Genomic DNA, 17,687 nt, shown 5'->3' on the forward strand with positions numbered 1-17,687 from the left:
ATGATCAAGACGAGTACGAAGCTCCAGGTGCTCGCGTTCCTCGTCGTGAGCGTGGTCGGCATCGCCTACGTCGCCGTGCGGTACGTGGGCCTCGGCGACCGGCTGCTCGGCCGCGGCTACATCGTGCACGCCGACTTCGCGGAGGCCGGCGGCATCTTCCCGAACGCACCGGTCACCTACCGCGGCTCGCCCGCCGGCCGGGTGACGGCGGTGCGGCTGCACGGCGACGGCGTGCGAGTCGACCTGCGGCTCGGGCGCGACGTGCGGGTGCCGGACGCGCTCCGCGCCGTCGTGACGCAGCGCTCGGCGGTCGGCGAGCAGTACCTCGACCTGCGCCCGGAGCGGGACACCGGCCCGTACCTGACTGACGGCTCGGTCATCCCGCGGGACCGCACCGGCACCCCGATCGCCGCCGAGACGCTGCTGGCCAACCTCGACGCGCTCGTCCACTCGGTCGACCCGGACGACCTCGCGGTGGTCATCGACGAGCTCGGCACCGCGTTCGAGGGCAACGAGACCGCGCTGCGCACGATCCTCGACGCCAGCGACGCGCTGCTGACCGACGCGGCGGCGAGCCTGCCGGAGACCGTCGCCCTCATCCGTGACGGCCGCACGGTGCTCACCACGCAGGCGGAGTCGGCCGGCGCCATCCGCGAGTGGGCCGACGGGCTCGCCAAGCTGTCGGCCACGCTCCGCGAATCCGACGCTGACCTGCGCCGGCTGCTCACCGTCACACCGCCGGCCGCGGCCGAGCTCGTCACCCTGCTGCGCGACCTCGAGCCGACGATCGGCACGCTGCTCGGCAACCTCGTGTCGACGGGCGGCGTCGCCGCGCGCCGGCTGCCCGGCATCGAGCAGATCCTCGTCGTGTACCCGCTGGCGGTGAGCGGCGGCTTCACCGTGACGCCGGGCGACGGCACCGCACACCTCGGGCTGGTCGTCAACATCGACGACCCGCCGTCCTGCAAGTACGGCACGTCCGCGAAATGCACCGCCGCCGATCGGGCGCGGGGCTCGGGCGTGCGCAGCACCGGTAACGCGCCCCGGCCCGGCGGTCCCGATCCCGTCGCGGGTTACGACCCCGGCACGGGGCTGGTCACCGCGCCGGACGGCAGCCCGCTGCGCTTCGGCGCGACCGGCGGCCAGGGCGCGCTCGCCGGTGACCAGTCCTGGAAGCAGTTGCTCCTTGCTGGCCTGGCTCCGTAGCCACTTCTCGTCAGGGAGGCATCCCATGCCCACGCGCGAAGAGCGCACGCTCAAGCTGGTGAAGGGTACCGGCGGCACCGCGACCCGCCGCCGGGCGGTCGTGCGCCGGATCCCCCGCGTGGAGGAGGATCCGGTAGAGCTGCTCGGCCGCCTGGACGAGGAGCCGGTCCTGGAAAATCCCGTCGTCCGCCGGCGTCCACCATGGAGATCCAAATCGGAATCCGGGTCCAGCTCCGCCGTGCGCGGCCGCGGCTCCCATCGCGCGCCAATAGTGGCCTGCGTGGTGTTGGCGGCCACCCTGGCCGCCGCCATCCTCGGAGGCTACCGCTGGTACGGCGACCGCGCGCTGGACCAGGCGCACGAGGCCGCCCTCGCCGCCGCCCGCCAGACGGCCGTCAACTTCGTCTCGGTCAGCGCGTCCAGTGTGGACCGTGACCTCCAGCGGATCGTGGCCGGCGCGACGGGCGAGTTCAAGGACGAGTTCGTGCGCGGCCAGGCCCAGGTGCGCTCCGCCATCGTGGAAAACAAGGTGGAGTCGACCGGCACCGTGCTCCGCGCCGGGCTGGTCTCCGGCGACCGCCGCTCCGCGGTGGTGCTCGTCGCGGTCGACGCGACCGTGAAGAACGTCAAGGCGCCCGAGGGACGGCCGTCGCACTACCGGATCCAGGTGGACGTGACCCGTGACGGCGATGCCTGGCTTGTCTCCCGACTCCAGTTCGTCGGATGAGGAGGGTCCACATGAGACTCAAGCTCGTGCCCGCGCTCGCAGTCGCGGCCGCGCTCGCCGCGGGTGCGGCCGGGGCCACCTGGTGGAGCCACCACCGCGCGAACCAGCGGGAGACCGCCGTCAAGCAGTCACTCGCCGCCGCCGCGCCGGCCGCGAAGGCGATCTTCTCGTACGACTACCGCACCTTCGACGCGAGCGTCGCCAACGGGAGGCTTTTCGTCACCGGCGGCTTCGCCGACGAGTACGCGCAGACGACGGCGGCACTCAAGGACACCGCGGTCAAGGAGCAGGCGGTCGTGGTGGCCGAGGTCTCCTCGACCGGCGTGGTGGAGGCCGGCGGCGACGAGGTCGAGCTGCTGCTCTACCTCAACCAGTACCGGCGCAACGTGAACACGGCCGGCGAGAAGGTGGACCAGAACAGGGTCGTGCTCACGATGGTGCCGGTCGACGGTGAGTGGAAGGTCGCCAAGGCCGCCGCGATCTAGAGACCTTCGGAGTTAGGGTCGCCGCGGTCTCGGGCTCGATTCAAAGGCAGATTTGAGCTACCGCGATGTCCGTCGTGGTCCAGACCGCTGCTCCCGCGGCCTCACCCGTCCGCCGCTGGTCACGCTCACCCCGCGCGTGGTTCGTTTGTCCCCAATGCCCCGTGCCGAAGCGGCGGGCAACAGACCGGACAGATGCGCCGTCACCGCGAGTAACCGCCGCGGTGGCGTGAACGGTGTCCGGTGCGAGATCTTGGAGAGTTAGGGCGCTATTTCAACCCTACCGTTCTAGATCTCAAAGCCCGACCCCGCAGCTGGTGACGCTGCGTCAGGATGTTGTAGGTAGGGGCTTGTCCCGCGGAGCTGGCAGTGGACGGCCGGTTGTGGCCAGGCTCGCGAACCCCGACTCCAAAAGGTCTCTAGACACGGCGCCGGCCGGGCGGAGATCTGATCTAGCCAGGGCGGCGCCGTCGTTGGTAGCCTCGGGCCGCAGGCGTGACACGAGGTGGCACCCGTCCGCGCGCCTGCCACTGTGTACACCGGCCCGGTGTCGGCGGCGCTGGGACATGACCTTCACCTGAGGTGAGTCGTGTCTGTCCTGCCTACGTACCGCCGACGTCTGGTCGCGCTCGCCGTGACCGGCGCCCTGACCGTCCCCATTGGCCTCGCCACACCCGCGAGTGCCGGCCCGCACCGGCCCCGCCCCTCCACCGCGACCGGTGCGAGCGTCGCCGACCCGGCGGTCAGCGGGCCGGTCGCCAACACCTCGCCCGTCGGCGATCCCGCCCACGGCTACCCCTTCCTCGCCACCGACGTCGACCTGGCCGCGGCGGGCTACGTCGAGCGCGAGTACCTCATTTCCGGCACCGCGACCCGGTACGCCACCAGTGGCACGTCCACCGCGGCCGTGACCAGCACGGGGCACGCGTACAGCACGCGCATCGTCGTGCGGCGGCCGGCCTCGGCGAAGAAGTTCAACGGCGTGGTGATCGCGGAGTGGTACAACGTGAGCAACCAGTGGGACCAGGAGGTCGACTGGTTCCAGACGCACGAGCATCTCATCCAGGAGGGGTACGCCTGGGTGGGCATCTCGGCCCAGCGCGCCGGGCTGCACTCGGCCACCGGCCTGAAGGCGTGGAGCCCGGCCCGCTACGGCTCGCTCGACCTCACCGCCGGGGGCACGATCCTGGACGACACCCTGTCCTACGACGTCTTCAGCCAGGCCGTGAAGGCGGTGCGCCGGCCGGCCGGCGTCGACCCGCTCGGCTCGCTGCCGAAGCCGAGCTACGTCATCGCGACCGGGCACTCGCAGTCGGCCGGCCGCCTGGCCAACTACTACAACGGGATCCAGCCGCTGGCGAACGTCGTCGACGCGGTCGTCCTGCACGGCGGCGGTGGGGTGCTCCGCACCGACCTCGCGGCGCCGGTCTTTCGCATCAACTCGGAGGGCGACGTCGCCACCGGCATCCTCTCCGCGGCGGCCCGGGCGCAGGCCGACTCGCCGGTGTTGCGGGCCTGGGAGGTGGCCGGCGCGTCGCACGGCGACTGGAAGCTCATCACCGACTACGGGCCGCTGCGCAAGCGGGACATCGGCACGTACCCCGGCGGCTACCCCGGTGAGCCGCAGAACTGCACGCTCCCGTCGCTGTCGCGGGTGCCGCAGCACATGGTGCAGGGCGCGGTGTACGACCACACGGTCGACTGGGTCGCGTACGGCGAGCAGCCGCCGACCGCCCCGAAGATCCAGACGACCGCGGCGGGTATCGCGCGGGACGGCCTGGGCCTCGCCCTCGGCGGCATCCGGCTGGCGCAGCACGAGGCGGCACTGCGGGTCAACAGCGGCGTCAACACCGGCCCCGGCTTCTGCTTCCTCGACGGCAGCTCGCTGCCGCTGACCGACGCCCAGCTCGCCATCCTGTACCCGAACCTGCGCTCCTATGTGGACAAGTCGGTCGCCGCCACCCGCGCCGCGGTGCGGGCCGGCTACGTGCCGCGTGACGTCACCCGCGATCCCGCCTGGTACACGGACGTCCGGGAGCTGGTGGGGGAGTACGCCGCCGCCGGTCGCATCCCGGCCCGCACCGCCGCCGACCTGGAGCGGCGACTGCGGCGCGCCGAGCGGCACGGCGTCGCGGGCGAGGAGTGGGCGGCGGTCGCCCACCTGCTGGGGGTGGCGGCCGTGGCCTACCGCGACCTCGGGGCAGACCCGGCGGCCCGCGACGCGGTGCTCCGGCCCACGCTCGCTCTGATCAAGCTCGTCGGCTGACTCGACGGGCGGCTCGCGTGGCGAGGCCCGGGGATATATCCAATCCCCGGGCCTCAGTGTGCCACCGACTTGCGCGCGCCAGCACGTTTAAAGGACGCTCGTCATCCGTTACGACATCGGGTTTTGCCTTTAAACTATCGCCCCACGTTGGAGGGGCGAGCTGGAGTTGAACCAGCATCCGACGGTCACCGCGGGCGTCCGTTCGACCTGGCGTTCGGTGGCGAATGCTGAGGCTGGAGCGAGAGTCTGAGATTTACCGTGGCTGCCTCTGCCAATTGGGCTACCCCGGCGCGAGTGCCGGGGACAGGGATCGAACCTGCACTGGACCACGTCGTCAGCTTCGGCTTCACCTTCAGCTTCACGCCCTTCGGCGCACCCCTGCGCTCCCACAGGGGCATCCATGACGGCTACCCGAAGAGGTAGCCGAATACCGCCGCACCGACCCGCTGGTCGACGGCCTCCGCGTTGTTGGCCTCTTCACGGGCGAACTTGACCGCGGTCTGTAGCGCCGCGACGCGTTCGAGGATCTCGTTGACCCGCTTGGCCGGCAGCGCTCCGGAGAACTTGACGGTCGTCCAGTATCCGACGGCCACGTCTTCGTAGTAGACCTCGACCTGGGCCGGGTGCTTGTCGGTGGCCTCGGCCTTGACGTGGTTGCGCGGCACCTTCTTGGTGCGGATGGTGCGCACCGGCTCGGTGCGCCAGCTGTCGGTCGAGTCGTCGCGCACCCACGTCTCGGCCGCGTCGAGGACCGGCAGCTTCTTGACGAACGTGTGCAGGTCGACGAGCTGCTTCTCCAGGAACAGCAGGTACGACACCGGGACGCCGGTGGCGATGGTCTGGCCGTCGACCACGACATCGGCCCGGGCGACGCAGTTGGTCCAGTCCTTTGTGGCCGTAACGTCGAAGAGGCGGGTGAGCGTGGTCGCGACCTGGCGAAGGATTTCTTCCGTCTTGATCTGCACGCGGGTCGACTCGGCCGGCAGCTGCTCGCCCTCTTCGTCCTTCGGCTGGTAGGTGCGCGAGATGCCCGCCAGCGGCGCGGTCTTCTGCACGGCGTGGTGAGCCTCGGTCAGATCGGCGAACGACTTGCTCTTGACGCCCTTTTCGACCGCGATTATCTGGTTGAGCCTGGGCACGATCACTCCTCTCAAGCAGCGGTACGGTAGCACCGCCGCGCTCGGGAACGCCGACCCATTTCTAGGGCGCGACCTCGACCGGTGTCGCGTCGGCCAGGAGGCGGAGGATGGCGCCGGTCACCGGCGGGCGCTGCTCGCCCGGACAATCGGCCGTCGTGATGGCGCTCATCCCAAGCCGCAAGGTGTAGACGAGGGCGTCGGTGCACGTGAGGCGGTAACGCCGTGCCTGCTCGGCCTCCTCGCGAAACGCCGCACCGTCCAGCAAGCGACGGAGCTCGTCGTTTTGCGCGGTGGAGAGCCGGCCGTTGCTGGTCTGCCCGTCGCCGGCGCAGTTGTCGCAGGACCACGCGCCGGCGGGTTCGACGTCGAGGATCCGGATCTTCGGCGCCTCGCCGGCCGGTCGCTGCAACAGGGTGAGGCGAGAGGGTGGCTCGGTCGTCGCCGGCGGGCCGGCCGTCGACCGGGTCAACTCAGACTCGGGGTCGCCGCCCGAGCAGGCGCAGAGCGCAACTGTCAACGCGGCGACCGCGAGCAGGCGGGACGTGCGGATCACGCGAGGAGGATACAAGCAAGCCGGTCACGCCGGCGGCCTACCGGCGGGCAGCCGCGAGGCCGTCGCGCACGCCGGCCGCGTCGAGGTCGGTGGTGTACACGGGTGTGCCCGGCTGCTGCCGCCAGCTGTCGTCGAGACCGCCCGCGTCGATCGGGTCGAAGCCGAGCTCCTCGACAAGCCCCATCACCCTGCGCTTGGCGTCCACGTCGTCGGCGGCGACCGGGAGCGCGATGCGGGCCGGGTCGCCGGCGGGACGGCCGTCCGTCAGCAGGTGTCCGGCCTGGATCGTGTTGAAGGCCTTGACCACCGTCGCGCCGGGCAGATGCTCGGCGGTCCACCGGCTGGACGTCGCCGACCGGTCGTCGAGCGGGCCGATAGGGCCGTCGCGCTGCGGGTAGTAGTTGTCGGCGTCGATGACGACCTTGCCGCGCAGGGCTTCGGCGGGCAGGTCCGGGACCGCGCGCACCGGGGTCGCGATCACCACGAGGTCGCCGGACTCGGCCGCCTCCCGCGCGGTGCCGGCGGTGGCGCCGGTCTCCGCGGCGAGTGGGGCGATCGTCTCGGGACCGCGCGAGTTGCCGACCGTGACCTCGTGGCCGAGGGACTGGAGGCGGCGGGTGAGCGAGCCGCCGACGTTGCCGGAGCCGATAATTCCGATCTTCATACCCGGTGCAACCACCCGGCGGCGGCGCGGGATGCCCGCCGCCGGGTGTGATCGATCAGACCGGCCCATTCCAGTCGACGAGCTGCACGATCACCCCGTTGGGGTCGCGCACCTGGAAGGCCCGCTCGCCCCACTCTTCGGCGGTGAGCGGCATGGTGATCGTGACGCCCTCGGCCTGGAGTCGGGCCAGCTCACCCTCCAGGTCGTCGACCACGAACGCGAGGATCAGCCCGCGCGCGTGGTCGTCCCGCTGGTCGGCGGGGAGGGTCTCGAGGCCGCGGCGCAGGAAGACGACGTTCATCCCCGCGTCGTCACGGGTGAGTGAGGCGAACCCGTCCGCGGCCATCGCCTCCCGAAACCCGAAGTGCTCGACCAGGAAGCTACTGGACGCGCTGACGTCGTCGACATTGAGCGAGACGGCCGAGGAGGTGATCTTCATGCTCAATATTGTACACCGTACAGAGATAGTTGCCCGCCTCCGCGTCAGCTGCGGACCGCTTGCTCCCGCGGGCACCGTTCCCGGCCGGCGGCTCGCGGGGCGAGCCGAAATCCCCGGCCGTCCACTGCCAGCTCCGCGGGACAAGCCCTTACCTACGACATCCTGACGCAGCGTCACGAGCGTCGGGAGCCGGGCTTTGAGATCTTGGAGAGTTGGGGTTGAAATAGCGCCCTAACCCTCCAAGATCTGGCATCGGGCGCGGTCCACACCCGCTGGGGCGGTTACTCGTGGTGACATTGCCTCTGTCCGGTCCGGTGCTCGTCGCCCCGGCAAGGGACATTGTGGACAAACGAACCGTGCGCGGCAGGACTCCGATGGCCGCGCCCGCGGCGGCAAGGACAACGACGGCATCGAGCTTCCGAGACCGCGGCGACCCTGACTCCGAAGCTCTCTAGAGATCTTTCGGCCTCGAGTTGGAGCTTGCCCGGGTCCGTGTCAGCCGCGGACCGCCGCTCCCGCCGGAGAGCGCGCGGGTCGGCGGCGAGCGTGCCTCGCGGCTGTTGCCGATGGCGGCGAAGCCCCGCTGTTTGACCTCGCCGTCGATTCGGTGCGGACATTGTGGACAAGCCCTCACTCCCGGAGGGGTGGGCGTGACCAGCGGCGGACGGGCGAGGCCGCGGGAGCAACGGCATGGACCACGACGGACATCGCGGTAGCTCGAATCTCCGTCCTAACAGGATCCGGAGGGGGCGGGTGTCAGGCGCGGGGTGGTGGCGAGGTGCTCGCCCGGACCACCAGTCGCGTGGGCACGAGCGCCGTGCCCGGCTCGGTGATCTCGTGGCGGATCTGCCGGAGCACCGCCTGCACGCACAGCCGGCCCACCGCCGCGAAGTCCTGGTGCACGGTGGTCAGCGGCGGGATGAACGAGCTCGCGTCCGGGATGTCGTCGAAGCCGACCACGCTGACGTCGTCGGGGACGCGGCGGCCCTTCTCGTGGAAGGCGCGGAGCAGGCCGAGTGCCATCTGGTCGTTGGCGGCGAAGACCGCGGTGCACTCCGGCTCGGCGGCCAGCTCCATGCCGGCGCGGTAGCCGGACTCGGCGGACCAGTCGCCGTGCCGCACCTCGGGGATGGGCCGGCCCGCCTCGGTGAGGATCGCGCGCCACGCGTCCGCCCGGCGTTGGCTGGCGAACGACCCGGCCGGCCCGGTCAGGTGCCAGACCGTGTGGTGGCCGAGGTCGAGCAGGTGGCGCACGGCCTGCCGGGCCCCGTCGGCCTGGTCGGTGTCGACCACCGTGTAGCGGTCGCCGGCGTCGGAGTCGACCACCACGACCTGGGCGCCGGGCGGCAGGATGACCGTCGCGGCGTCGAGGAGGTGCACCTCCATGATCACGATGACGCCGTCGACGGCGAGCTCGCCGAGCCGGGTGAAAGCGCCGAGCAGTCCGTCCTGGGTGGGGGAGGCGACCGGGATCAGCGTGATCGCGTACCCCTCGTCGGCGGCGTGGTTGGCGATCGCCTCGACCGTGCGGCTGTTGCCGGTGGTGGCCAGCGTGAAGAGGATGACCCCGATGGTGCGGAACTCGCCCCGCTTGAGTGCCCGGGCCGCGCTGTTGGGCCGGTAGCCGAGCTGCTTCATCGCGGCGAGCACCTGCTCGCGGGTCGAGCCGACCACGCCGGGGTGGCCGGTGGAGACCCGCGAAACGGTCTGTGCGGAGACGCCGGCCAGCCGCGCGACGTCCGCCATCGACACACCGCGCCTGGGTCGCTGGCGCGGTGGCGGCTTCTGTTCCGTCACCGGCGGAGCCTTCCGAGAGTCGGGGTTGACGATCGCTTGACGGCGGTGACACTATCACCGCGTAATGTTTGCGTAAACATCATTAGCGGGCTAAGACTGTGAGCTGGGTGTTTGCGTAAACATCCAGGCCTGACATATGGGGTTCACATGGCAGTGGCGAGGGTCGCTACCGGGCGCGGGGTCGCGCGGCGGAGATCGCTGGTGGGCTGGGGTTTCATCGGCCCGTTCCTGGCGGTCTTCGCGCTCGTCTTCCTCGCCCCGATCGGGTACGCGATCTACCTCAGCCTCTTCCGCAACCGCCTCATCGGGGGCAACTCCTTCGTCGGGATCGACAACTACACGCAGGCGCTCCAGGATTCTCAGTTCTGGTCCGCGCTCGGCCGGGTGGCGCTCTTCCTCGCCGTCCAAGTGCCGATCATGCTGTTTCTCGCCCTGCTGGTCGCGCTCGCCATCGACAGCGGCCGGCTGTACGGGAAGAGCTTCTTCCGGATCACGATCTTCATGCCGTACGCGGTGCCGGCCGTCGTGGCCACGCTGATGTGGGGCTTCATGTACGGCACGAACTTCGGCCTCATCGGCAACATCAACGACGCGTTCGGCGTCACGCTGCCCGACCCGCTCTCCCCGGATCTGGTGCTCGCCTCGATCGGCAACATCGTGACCTGGGAGTTCGTCGGGTACAACATGTTGATCTTCTATTCGGCCCTGCGGGTCGTGCCGGCCTCGCTCTACGAGGCGGCCGAGATCGACGGGGCCAGCCAGTTGCGCATCATCCGGGCGATCAAGCTGCCGGCCATCCGCGGCGCGCTGGTGATCGCCACGATCTTCTCGGTGATCGGCAGCTTCCAGCTCTTCAACGAGCCGGCCATCCTGCAAAACATCGCGCCCAACGCGATCACCACCTACTTCACACCCAACCTCTACGCGTACTCGCTGTCCTTCTCCGGCCAGCAGTACAACTACTCGGCCGCCGTGGCGATCGTGATGGCCGTGATCACGATGGTGATCGCGTACGTCGTGCAGCTGCGCGGCATGCGGAGGGAAGGCCAAACCGGAATTCGGGTCGAGCGCCGTCGTGGTCGGCCGCGGCTCCTATCCATTCGCGGAAGGTCCCGTTGAAAATGTCCGTCTCAGTGCGGCCTCCGCTTGCCCGGTCCCGCTCGGCGCTGACGCCGGTGCGAGCCAAAGCGCGGCGCGGCCCCCGTCGCAGCGTCACCCTCACCGTGCTGACCGGTATCATCCTGGTGTACAGCCTGATCCCGCTCGTCTGGCTGCTCGTCAACTCGACCAAGACGCAGGCCAACCTCCTCGACTCGTTCGGCCTGTGGTTCCACGGCGACTTCGCGCTGTTCAGCAACATCGCCGACACGTTCACCTACGACAACGGCATCTTCCTGCGCTGGCTCGGCAACACTCTGCTCTACGTGCTGGTCGGCGCCGGCGGGGCGACGTTCCTGGCGGTGCTCGGCGGCTACGGGCTGGCCAAGTTCGACTTCCCGGGCAAGCGGGCGGTCTTCGCGGTCGTCATCGGTGCGGTGGCCGTGCCGGGCACCGCGCTGGCCGTGCCGACGTTCCTCATGTTCAGCAAGATGGGGCTGACCAACACGCCGTGGGCGGTCATCATCCCGTCGCTCGTCACGCCGTTCGGCCTCTATCTGATGTGGACGTTCGCGGCGGAGGCGATCCCCGACGAGCTGATCGAGGCGGCCCGCGTCGACGGGGCGAGCGAGTTCGGCACGTTCTTCCGGATCTGCCTGCCGCTGCTCGCTCCCGGCATCGTCACGGTACTGCTCTTCAGCATGGTCGCCACGTGGAACAACTACTTCCTGCCACTGATCATGCTGAAGAACCCGGACTGGTATCCGCTCACGGTCGGCCTCAACTCGTGGAACCAGCAGGCACAGACCGCCGGCGGCGAGCCCGTCTTCAACCTCATCATCACCGGATCGCTGCTCACGATCCTCCCGCTCCTGGCCGCGTTCCTGCTGCTCCAGCGCTACTGGCAGTCGGGCCTGGCCGCCGGCAGCGTCAAGCAATGACACTCCTGAAGGGACCCCACATGAGAAGAACACCCTTACGGATGGCCGCTCTCGCCACGGCGGCGCTCCTCGCCCTCGCGGCGTGCGGCTCCGGTGACGACGACTCGGGCGACGGCGCCGGGAGCGGTGGCTCCACCGTCTCCGACGCCACCATCCAGGCCGCCCTGGAGAAGGGCGGCAACCTCACCGTCTGGGCCTGGGAGCCGACCCTCAAGGAGGTCGTCACCAAGTTCCAGGCCAAGTACCCGAACGTGAAGGTCAACCTGGTCAACGCCGGCACCGGCAACGACCAGTACACCGCGCTCCAGAACGCGATCGCGGCCGGCAAGGGCGTGCCGGACGTGGCGCAGATCGAGTACTACGCGCTGCCGCAGTTCGCGCTAGCCAAGTCCGTCGACGACCTGAAGAAGTACGGCGCGGAGAGCCTCAACAGCACGTTCACCCCAGGGCCGTGGGCGTCGGTCAACACGGCCGGTGGCACGTACGGGATCCCGATGGACTCCGGCCCGATGGCCCTCTTCTACAACAAAGAGGTCTTCGACAAGCACAGCATCAAGGTGCCGACCACGTGGGCCGAGTACCTCGACGCGGCGCGCAAGCTGCACAAGGCCGACCCGAAGGCGTACATCACCAGCGACATGGGCGACGCCGGCTTCACCACCAGCCTCATCTGGCAGGCCGGTGGCAAGCCGTTCAAGGTGGACGGCACCAACGTCACCATCGACTTCTCCGACGCCGGTTCGAAGGAGTTCGTCTCCACCTGGCAGCAGCTGATCAGTGAGAAGCTGCTCGCGCCGATCAACGGGTGGAGCGACCAGTGGTACCAGGGGCTGGGCGACGGCACCATCGCGACGCTCGCCACCGGCGCCTGGATGCCGGCCAACTTCGTCACCGGTGTGCCGAAGGCGTCCGGCAAGTGGCGGGTCGCGCCGATGCCGCAGTGGCAGGCCGGTGGCAACGCCAGCGCGGAAAACGGCGGCAGCTCGCTCGCCATGCCGGTCAAGGGCGGCAACAAGGAGCTGGCGTACGGCTTCATGAAGTACGCCAACGTGGACGAGGGCGTGCAGATCCGGCTGGACGGCGGCGCCTTCCCGGCGACGTCGGCGGACCTCAAGTCGGAGAAGTTCCTCGCCACCGAGTTCCCCTACTTCGGCGGCCAGAAGGCCAACGAGATCTTCGCCGAGTCGGCGCAGGACGTGGTCAGCGGCTGGTCGTACCTGCCCTTCCAGGTCTACGCCAACAGCATCTTCAACGACACCGTGGGCAAGGCGTATGTGTCCTCCACGACGCTCCAAGATGGACTGAACAGCTGGCAGCAGGCAAGCGCCAAGTACGGAACGGAACAGGGATTCAGTGTCAAGTGAACCATCGCGGCCCGGCGCTCACGAGGCGCCGGGCCGTTGGTTGCGTTGGCCCGGCGGTGGTCCACCGCGGCTCGCGTACGGGGCGGACTACAACCCCGAGCAGTGGCCGCGGCACGTGTGGGACGACGACGTGCGGGCGATGCGGGCCGCGGGGGTCAACATCGTCTCGCTGGCCATCTTCTCCTGGGCCCGGATCGAGCCCACCGAGGGAGAGTACGACTTCGCCTGGCTCGACGACGTGATGGACCTGTTGCACCGCAACGGGATCGCGGTCGACCTGGCGACGGCCACCGCCTCGCCGCCGCCGTGGCTGAGCACCAAGCACCCGGAGATTCTGCCCGTCGACCGCACCGGCGCCACGCTCTGGCCGGGCGGGCGGCAGCACTGGCGACCGACCTCGCCGGTCTTCCGCGAGCACGCGCTGCGCCTGGTGCGGGCGATGGCCGAGCGGTACGCGGACCACCCGGCGCTCGCCGCCTGGCACGTCAACAACGAGCTCGGCTGCCACAACGTGTACGACTACTCGGACGACGCCGCGCGCGCGTTCCGTGACTGGCTGCGCGCCCGGTACGAGACGGTCGACGGGCTCAACGCCGCGTGGGGCACCGCGTTCTGGGCGCAGCGGTACAGCGAATTCGACCAGGTGTTACCGCCCCGGCAGGCCGCCTCGTACCCGAACCCGACGCAGCAGCTCGACTTCAAGCGGTTCTCCTCCGACGCGCTGCGCGACTACCTGCGCGCCGAGGCTGAGATCCTCCGCGCGGCCACGCCGGACGTGCCGCTCACCAGCAACTTCATGGTGATGGGCGACACCGCCGGGATGAACTTCGCCACCTGGGTGTCCGAAGTGGACTTCGTGTCGAACGACCACTACCTGCTGCCCGGGCCGCAGGGTCAGGACGAGCTGTCGTTCTCCGCCAACCTCACCGGCAACCTCGCCGGCGGGCACCCCTGGTACCTGATGGAACACTCGACCAGCGCGGTCAACTGGCAGCCGGTTAACCTCGCCAAGCGCGACGGCGAGCTGGCCCGCGACTCCCTGACGCACGTGGCACACGGCGCCGACGCGGTCTGCTTCTTCCAGTGGCGGCAGTCCGCGGCCGGCGCGGAGAAGTACCACTCGGCGATGGTGCCGCACGCCGGTGAGGAGAGCGAGGTCTTCCGGTCAGCGTCCGAGTTGGGGCGGACGCTGACCGGGCTCGCCCCGGTCGCCGGCGTGCCGCGGCGACCGGCGCGGGCGGCGATCCTCTTCGACTGGGAGTCGTGGTGGGCCAGCGAGCTCGACTCGCACCCGACGTCGCGGCTGCGCTACCGGCAGGAGGCGCTCGACTGGTACTCGGCGTTCCTGTCCCTCGGCATCCGGGTCGACGTGCGGCCGGTCGCCGCCCCGCTCGACGGCTACGACCTCGTGGTCGCACCGATCCTGCACGTGGTGCCGGCGGCGCTCGCTTCGCGGCTGGGAGATTACGTCGCCGGTGGCGGTCACCTCGTCACGACGTACTTCTCCGGGATCGTCGACGAGAACGACCACGTGTGGCTGGGCGGCTACCCGGGCGCGCTGCGCGACCTGCTGGGCATCCGGATCGAAGAGTTCGGCCCGCTGCTCGACGGAGACAGCGTGGTGCTCGACACCGGCGCGACCGGCACCCTCTGGACCGACCGGATCGACGTCACCGACCCGGCGGTGGAGGTGCTCGCGACATACAAGACCGGCGAGTACGCCGGCCGTCCCGCGGTCACCCGCCGCGCGGTGGGCACGGGTTCGGCGAGCTACGTCTCGACCCGGCTCGGCCCGGCCGGGCTTAGCCCGATGCTGGGCCAGCTCGCGGACGCGGCGGGCGTACACAGCGAGCTGCCCGAACCGCTGCGCGGCCGGGTGGAGCTGGCGGTCCGGGGCCCGCACTGGTTTCTGGTCAACCGCACCGACGAGCCGGTCGAGCTGGCCGGCCTGCCGGGGGAGCCGCTGCTGGGCGGTGAGGTGCTGCCCCCGCGCGGCGTCGCGGTCCGTACGGTGGCGGCCTAGCTAGGGCCGGCCCCGCCCGCGCTGGCCGCGCGGGCAGGGCCGGTGACCCTCATAGCGTCGTACACACAGACCCGTTGAGGTCGAAGACCGCGGGCGTCACGTTCGGCCCGCTGTAGCCGCCGACGAAGCCGATGCTCACCGTGGCACCTACGTCGAGCCCGCTGCCGGCCGTGTTGGTCACCTTGACGGTGCGGCCGGTGGCGGTCCAGCTGGCGTTCCAGCCGCCGTTCATCTGCTGCCACGCGGTCGGCCAGTCGTAGGTGAGCGTCCAGCTGGAGAACGCGCGGGTGCCGGTGTTCGTGATGTCCAATGTGGCCACGAAGCCGCTGGACCAGTCCGCCGTGTACGTCCACTTGACCGTGCACGCGCTCGGCGCCGGCGTGCCGGTGGTGAAGGTGAGCGGGGGCGAGGCCCAGGAGACGTTGCCGGCCGTGTCGCGGGCCAGCACGTTCACCGTGTACCGGCTGCCGGGTCGCAGGTTGTGCACGGTCAATGAGGTGCCGGGCGTCTCGCCGAGCTGCTCGCTGACCGCGCCGTTCTGGCGGTACACCTCGTACTTGGCGATCGGGTGCGCGCCGGCGCGGGCGGCCGGCCAGCTGACCGTCGCGGTGCGGTCGGTGACGGCGCTCGCACTCGGCTGGTCGGGCGTGCCGGGCAGGCCGGCCACGGTCCGCGAGTTGCGCGCCTGCACGACGGTCAGCGAGTACGGCGGGAGCGTCTGGCTGGTCGCCGTGCCGGCCTGGGCGGTGGCGATGGAGGAGGCACCGTTCGTGTACGTGTGGACGGTCACCGCGCCGGCGGCCGGAGCGAAGCCGGCGTAGTCGATCGTGACGTCGCGCGCGTTGTCCGGGTCGCGGTTGAGCAGCAGCACGTTGACGTCCCCATTGGACCGCCGCACGGCGTGCGCGGTGACGAGCGGGTCGCCGGTGGCGGCCCGGACGAACTGGTCGCCGGGGCGGGCGAGCTTGTTCATCAGCGAAAGCCCGTAGTAGGGCGCGAACGGCGTGTTGAGCGCCGGCTGGCAGGTGGTGCCGTCGGAGGTGCAGCCGCCGCTGGAGAACATGCCGAAGTCGCCGTAGTCGGTCTGCCCGGCCACTGTGGACACCGTGCCGATGCCATTGTGGACGTTCCACCACTGCACGGTGAATACGCCGTTCGCGAGCAGCGAGGCGTACGTGTCGGCGAGGAAGATGGCGCCCGGCTGGGTGTTCTGGCCGACGCCGACGTTCAACTCGGTGAGGCTGATGCCGATCCGACCGGCGTTCGGCCCGGCGTACTTGGCGATCTGCTGCCGCAGGATGTAGAGCGCGTCGGTGAGGTGCTCCGTCTTGCCCATGGCCTCGGCCGCGTTGCTCCCGCCCGGATACCAGTGCACGTCGACAAAGTCGATCTTCGAGCCGGCGATGGAGAGGACCACCTGGTTCCAGCTGCCCGCGTCGCCCTCGGCCACGACCGCGTCCGGCCACCCGGCCGGGATCGTGAGCACCGCGCCCACCTTGATGGTCGGGTCGACCGCCTTCATCGCGTCGGCGTAGGCAACCACCTCGGTGGCGTACTGCCGTGGGCTCTTGTCGGCGTGGTTGTCCGCCTCCCAGGCCGCGCCATAGTGGCCGTTGCCGTAGTTCTCGTTGCCGACCGTCCAGTACTTCACGCCGTACCCCTTGACGACGTTGGCCTGGCGCACCCAGCCGGCGGCCTCGGCGGCGGTGCCGGTGCCGTAGTTCGCGATGATCATCGGAGTGGCGCCGGTGCGCCGCACGCCGGCCATGAACGTGTCGAAGTCCGTGTTCGGCGCGACGTAGCCGCCGGGCGCGGTGTGGTCGGCCCAGTGGTAGATGTCCGCGTACGAGCCGCCCGGGTAGCGGCGCATCGTCACGCCGGCGGACTTGAGCAGGTCGGCTACGGCGTTGGTGCCGAGCTGCGGGTCCCAGATGGCGTCGTTGATACCCAGTCCGGTGTCGGGCATCGTGGCGAGGCCGGCCCGCGCGTTGACGGTGACGGTGGTCGGGATGTCGGCGGCCTGCGCGGCCGGCTGGCTGATGCCGGCGAGCACGCCGCCGGCGAGGAGGAGAGCCGCGGCGGACGCCGCGCGGCGAATGGTGTGGTGTCTCATCGGTCAGACGCTCCGGGGACATGACGCATCGGCAGTAAGCGGTCGAAGGGTTGCCCTGCCCACGACCATGTCCGGCTCTGAACCGATTGCAGTATCGATCGAGCACCGTCGCTTGGCAATCACCCTCTCCGGCAGTCCGCTATGCTCCATCGCTGGCGCCACCTCCGCCCCCCGACGAAGGGACCGCTTGATGAGTCGGCTGTGGAGCCGGTTCGGCATCCGGGCACTCGCGGTCGCGCTGCTCCTGGTGGGTGCCGGCGGTGGCTACCACCTCGGTCAAGGCCGCGACGCCCAGGAGCGGGGGATCAGCGCCCAACTGGCCGCCGACGCCGGGCAGGAGGAGATCGAGTTCCTCAAGGAGCGTCACCGCGAGTACACGGCCGCGACCGCGCAACAGCGCGAGGCCCAGCGGATCGCCGCCGAGAAGGCCGCGGCCGCCGCGCGTACGGAGGCCGATCGGGCCCGCAAGGCCACCGACGCCGCCAACCGCAAGAAGCGCGAGGAGAAGGAGCGAAACGCGGCGCCGCCACCCTTCACCGGGCCGATCCCGGCCTCGTGCAACGCCTACAGCGGCAACCGCAAGACCGGCTGCGCGCTGCTGCTGAGCAGCGGCTTCGGGCTCGACCAGATGCCCTGCCTGGACAAGCTGTGGACCAAGGAGAGTGGCTGGAACCACAAGGCCCGCAACCCCTCGTCCGGCGCCTACGGCATCCCGCAGGCGTACCCGGGCACCAAGATGAAGTCCGCCGGCGCCGACTGGCAGACCAACCCCGCCACCCAGATCAAGTGGGGCCTGGGCTACATCAAGGGCCGCTACGACGACCCCTGCGGCGCCTGGGCCCACTCCGAGGAGACCGGCTCCTACTAGAGAGTTT

General features: G+C 70.2%; 15 protein-coding genes and 1 tRNA gene. 9 read left to right on the forward strand and 7 right to left on the reverse strand.

What is annotated here, in order from left to right; all coding sequences use genetic code 11:
* From ACTMTJ_RS22610 to ACTMTJ_RS22625, 4 genes are all read left to right on the forward strand, one after another.
* Nucleotides 1–1,206 (forward strand): MCE family protein, encoded by a 1,206-nt coding sequence (locus ACTMTJ_RS22610; protein WP_441219673.1) that lies wholly within the window; start codon nt 1–3, stop codon nt 1,204–1,206.
* A gap of 25 nt (nt 1,207–1,231) precedes the next feature.
* Nucleotides 1,232–1,933 (forward strand): hypothetical protein, encoded by a 702-nt coding sequence (locus tag ACTMTJ_RS22615; RefSeq protein ID WP_441219675.1) that lies wholly within the window; start codon nt 1,232–1,234, stop codon nt 1,931–1,933.
* An 11-nt stretch (nt 1,934–1,944) separates the two neighbouring features.
* On the forward strand, nt 1,945–2,418 hold the full coding sequence (locus ACTMTJ_RS22620) for a hypothetical protein (RefSeq protein WP_441219677.1): 474 nt from the start codon (nt 1,945–1,947) through the stop codon (nt 2,416–2,418).
* A gap of 586 nt (nt 2,419–3,004) precedes the next feature.
* On the forward strand, nt 3,005–4,681 hold the full coding sequence (locus ACTMTJ_RS22625; protein WP_441219679.1) for an alpha/beta hydrolase domain-containing protein: 1,677 nt from the start codon (nt 3,005–3,007) through the stop codon (nt 4,679–4,681).
* A 148-nt stretch (nt 4,682–4,829) separates the two neighbouring features.
* Here ACTMTJ_RS22625 and ACTMTJ_RS22630 read toward each other — a convergent pair.
* The 6 genes from ACTMTJ_RS22630 to ACTMTJ_RS22655 form a co-directional block, all read right to left on the reverse strand.
* Nucleotides 4,830–4,968, reverse strand: a tRNA-OTHER gene (locus ACTMTJ_RS22630).
* Nucleotides 4,969–5,088: 120 nt separating this feature from the next.
* A complete protein-coding gene (locus ACTMTJ_RS22635) occupies nt 5,089–5,820 on the reverse strand; it encodes a DUF7873 family protein (protein ID WP_441219681.1) in 732 nt (243 codons plus the stop codon).
* Nucleotides 5,821–5,881: 61 nt separating this feature from the next.
* Nucleotides 5,882–6,373 (reverse strand): hypothetical protein, encoded by a 492-nt coding sequence (locus tag ACTMTJ_RS22640; RefSeq protein ID WP_441219683.1) that lies wholly within the window; start codon nt 6,371–6,373, stop codon nt 5,882–5,884.
* A 37-nt stretch (nt 6,374–6,410) separates the two neighbouring features.
* Nucleotides 6,411–7,037, reverse strand: coding sequence for an NADPH-dependent F420 reductase (locus ACTMTJ_RS22645; RefSeq protein WP_441219685.1), 627 nt, complete (start codon nt 7,035–7,037; stop codon nt 6,411–6,413).
* A gap of 55 nt (nt 7,038–7,092) precedes the next feature.
* Nucleotides 7,093–7,476, reverse strand: coding sequence for a VOC family protein (locus ACTMTJ_RS22650; RefSeq protein WP_441219687.1), 384 nt, complete (start codon nt 7,474–7,476; stop codon nt 7,093–7,095).
* Nucleotides 7,477–8,232: 756 nt separating this feature from the next.
* On the reverse strand, nt 8,233–9,222 hold the full coding sequence (locus ACTMTJ_RS22655; protein ID WP_441219689.1) for a LacI family DNA-binding transcriptional regulator: 990 nt from the start codon (nt 9,220–9,222) through the stop codon (nt 8,233–8,235).
* Between the two features lie 198 nt (nt 9,223–9,420).
* Between ACTMTJ_RS22655 and ACTMTJ_RS22660 the strand changes: the two genes are divergently transcribed.
* The 4 genes from ACTMTJ_RS22660 (at nt 9,421) to ACTMTJ_RS22675 (ending at nt 14,699) form a co-directional block, all read left to right on the forward strand.
* Nucleotides 9,421–10,392 (forward strand): carbohydrate ABC transporter permease, encoded by a 972-nt coding sequence (locus ACTMTJ_RS22660; RefSeq protein WP_441219691.1) that lies wholly within the window; start codon nt 9,421–9,423, stop codon nt 10,390–10,392.
* A 104-nt stretch (nt 10,393–10,496) separates the two neighbouring features.
* A complete protein-coding gene (locus ACTMTJ_RS22665; protein WP_441219693.1) occupies nt 10,497–11,312 on the forward strand; it encodes a carbohydrate ABC transporter permease in 816 nt (271 codons plus the stop codon).
* 20 nt (nt 11,313–11,332) lie between these two features.
* Nucleotides 11,333–12,676: an ABC transporter substrate-binding protein gene (locus ACTMTJ_RS22670; RefSeq protein WP_441219695.1), complete on the forward strand. Its 1,344-nt coding sequence runs from the start codon at nt 11,333–11,335 to the stop codon at nt 12,674–12,676.
* Nucleotides 12,677–12,716: 40 nt separating this feature from the next.
* The gene (locus ACTMTJ_RS22675; RefSeq protein WP_441219696.1) at nt 12,717–14,699 is read left to right on the forward strand and encodes a beta-galactosidase; all 1,983 of its coding nucleotides are present in this window, start codon (nt 12,717–12,719) and stop codon (nt 14,697–14,699) included.
* Between the two features lie 49 nt (nt 14,700–14,748).
* Here the strand turns inward: ACTMTJ_RS22675 and ACTMTJ_RS22680 are convergent, their stop codons facing one another.
* A complete protein-coding gene (locus ACTMTJ_RS22680; protein WP_441219697.1) occupies nt 14,749–16,812 on the reverse strand; it encodes a cellulose binding domain-containing protein in 2,064 nt (687 codons plus the stop codon).
* Between the two features lie 190 nt (nt 16,813–17,002).
* On the opposite strand from ACTMTJ_RS22680, the gene ACTMTJ_RS22685 reads away from it, so the two are divergent.
* Complete coding sequence (locus ACTMTJ_RS22685) at nt 17,003–17,680, forward strand: transglycosylase SLT domain-containing protein (protein WP_441219698.1); 678 nt, start codon at nt 17,003–17,005, stop codon at nt 17,678–17,680.
* The last annotated feature ends 7 nt before the right edge of the window (nt 17,681–17,687 follow it).

Source organism: Phytohabitans sp. LJ34 (assembly GCF_052068095.1).
Classification (GTDB): Bacteria; Actinomycetota; Actinomycetes; order Mycobacteriales; family Micromonosporaceae; genus Phytohabitans.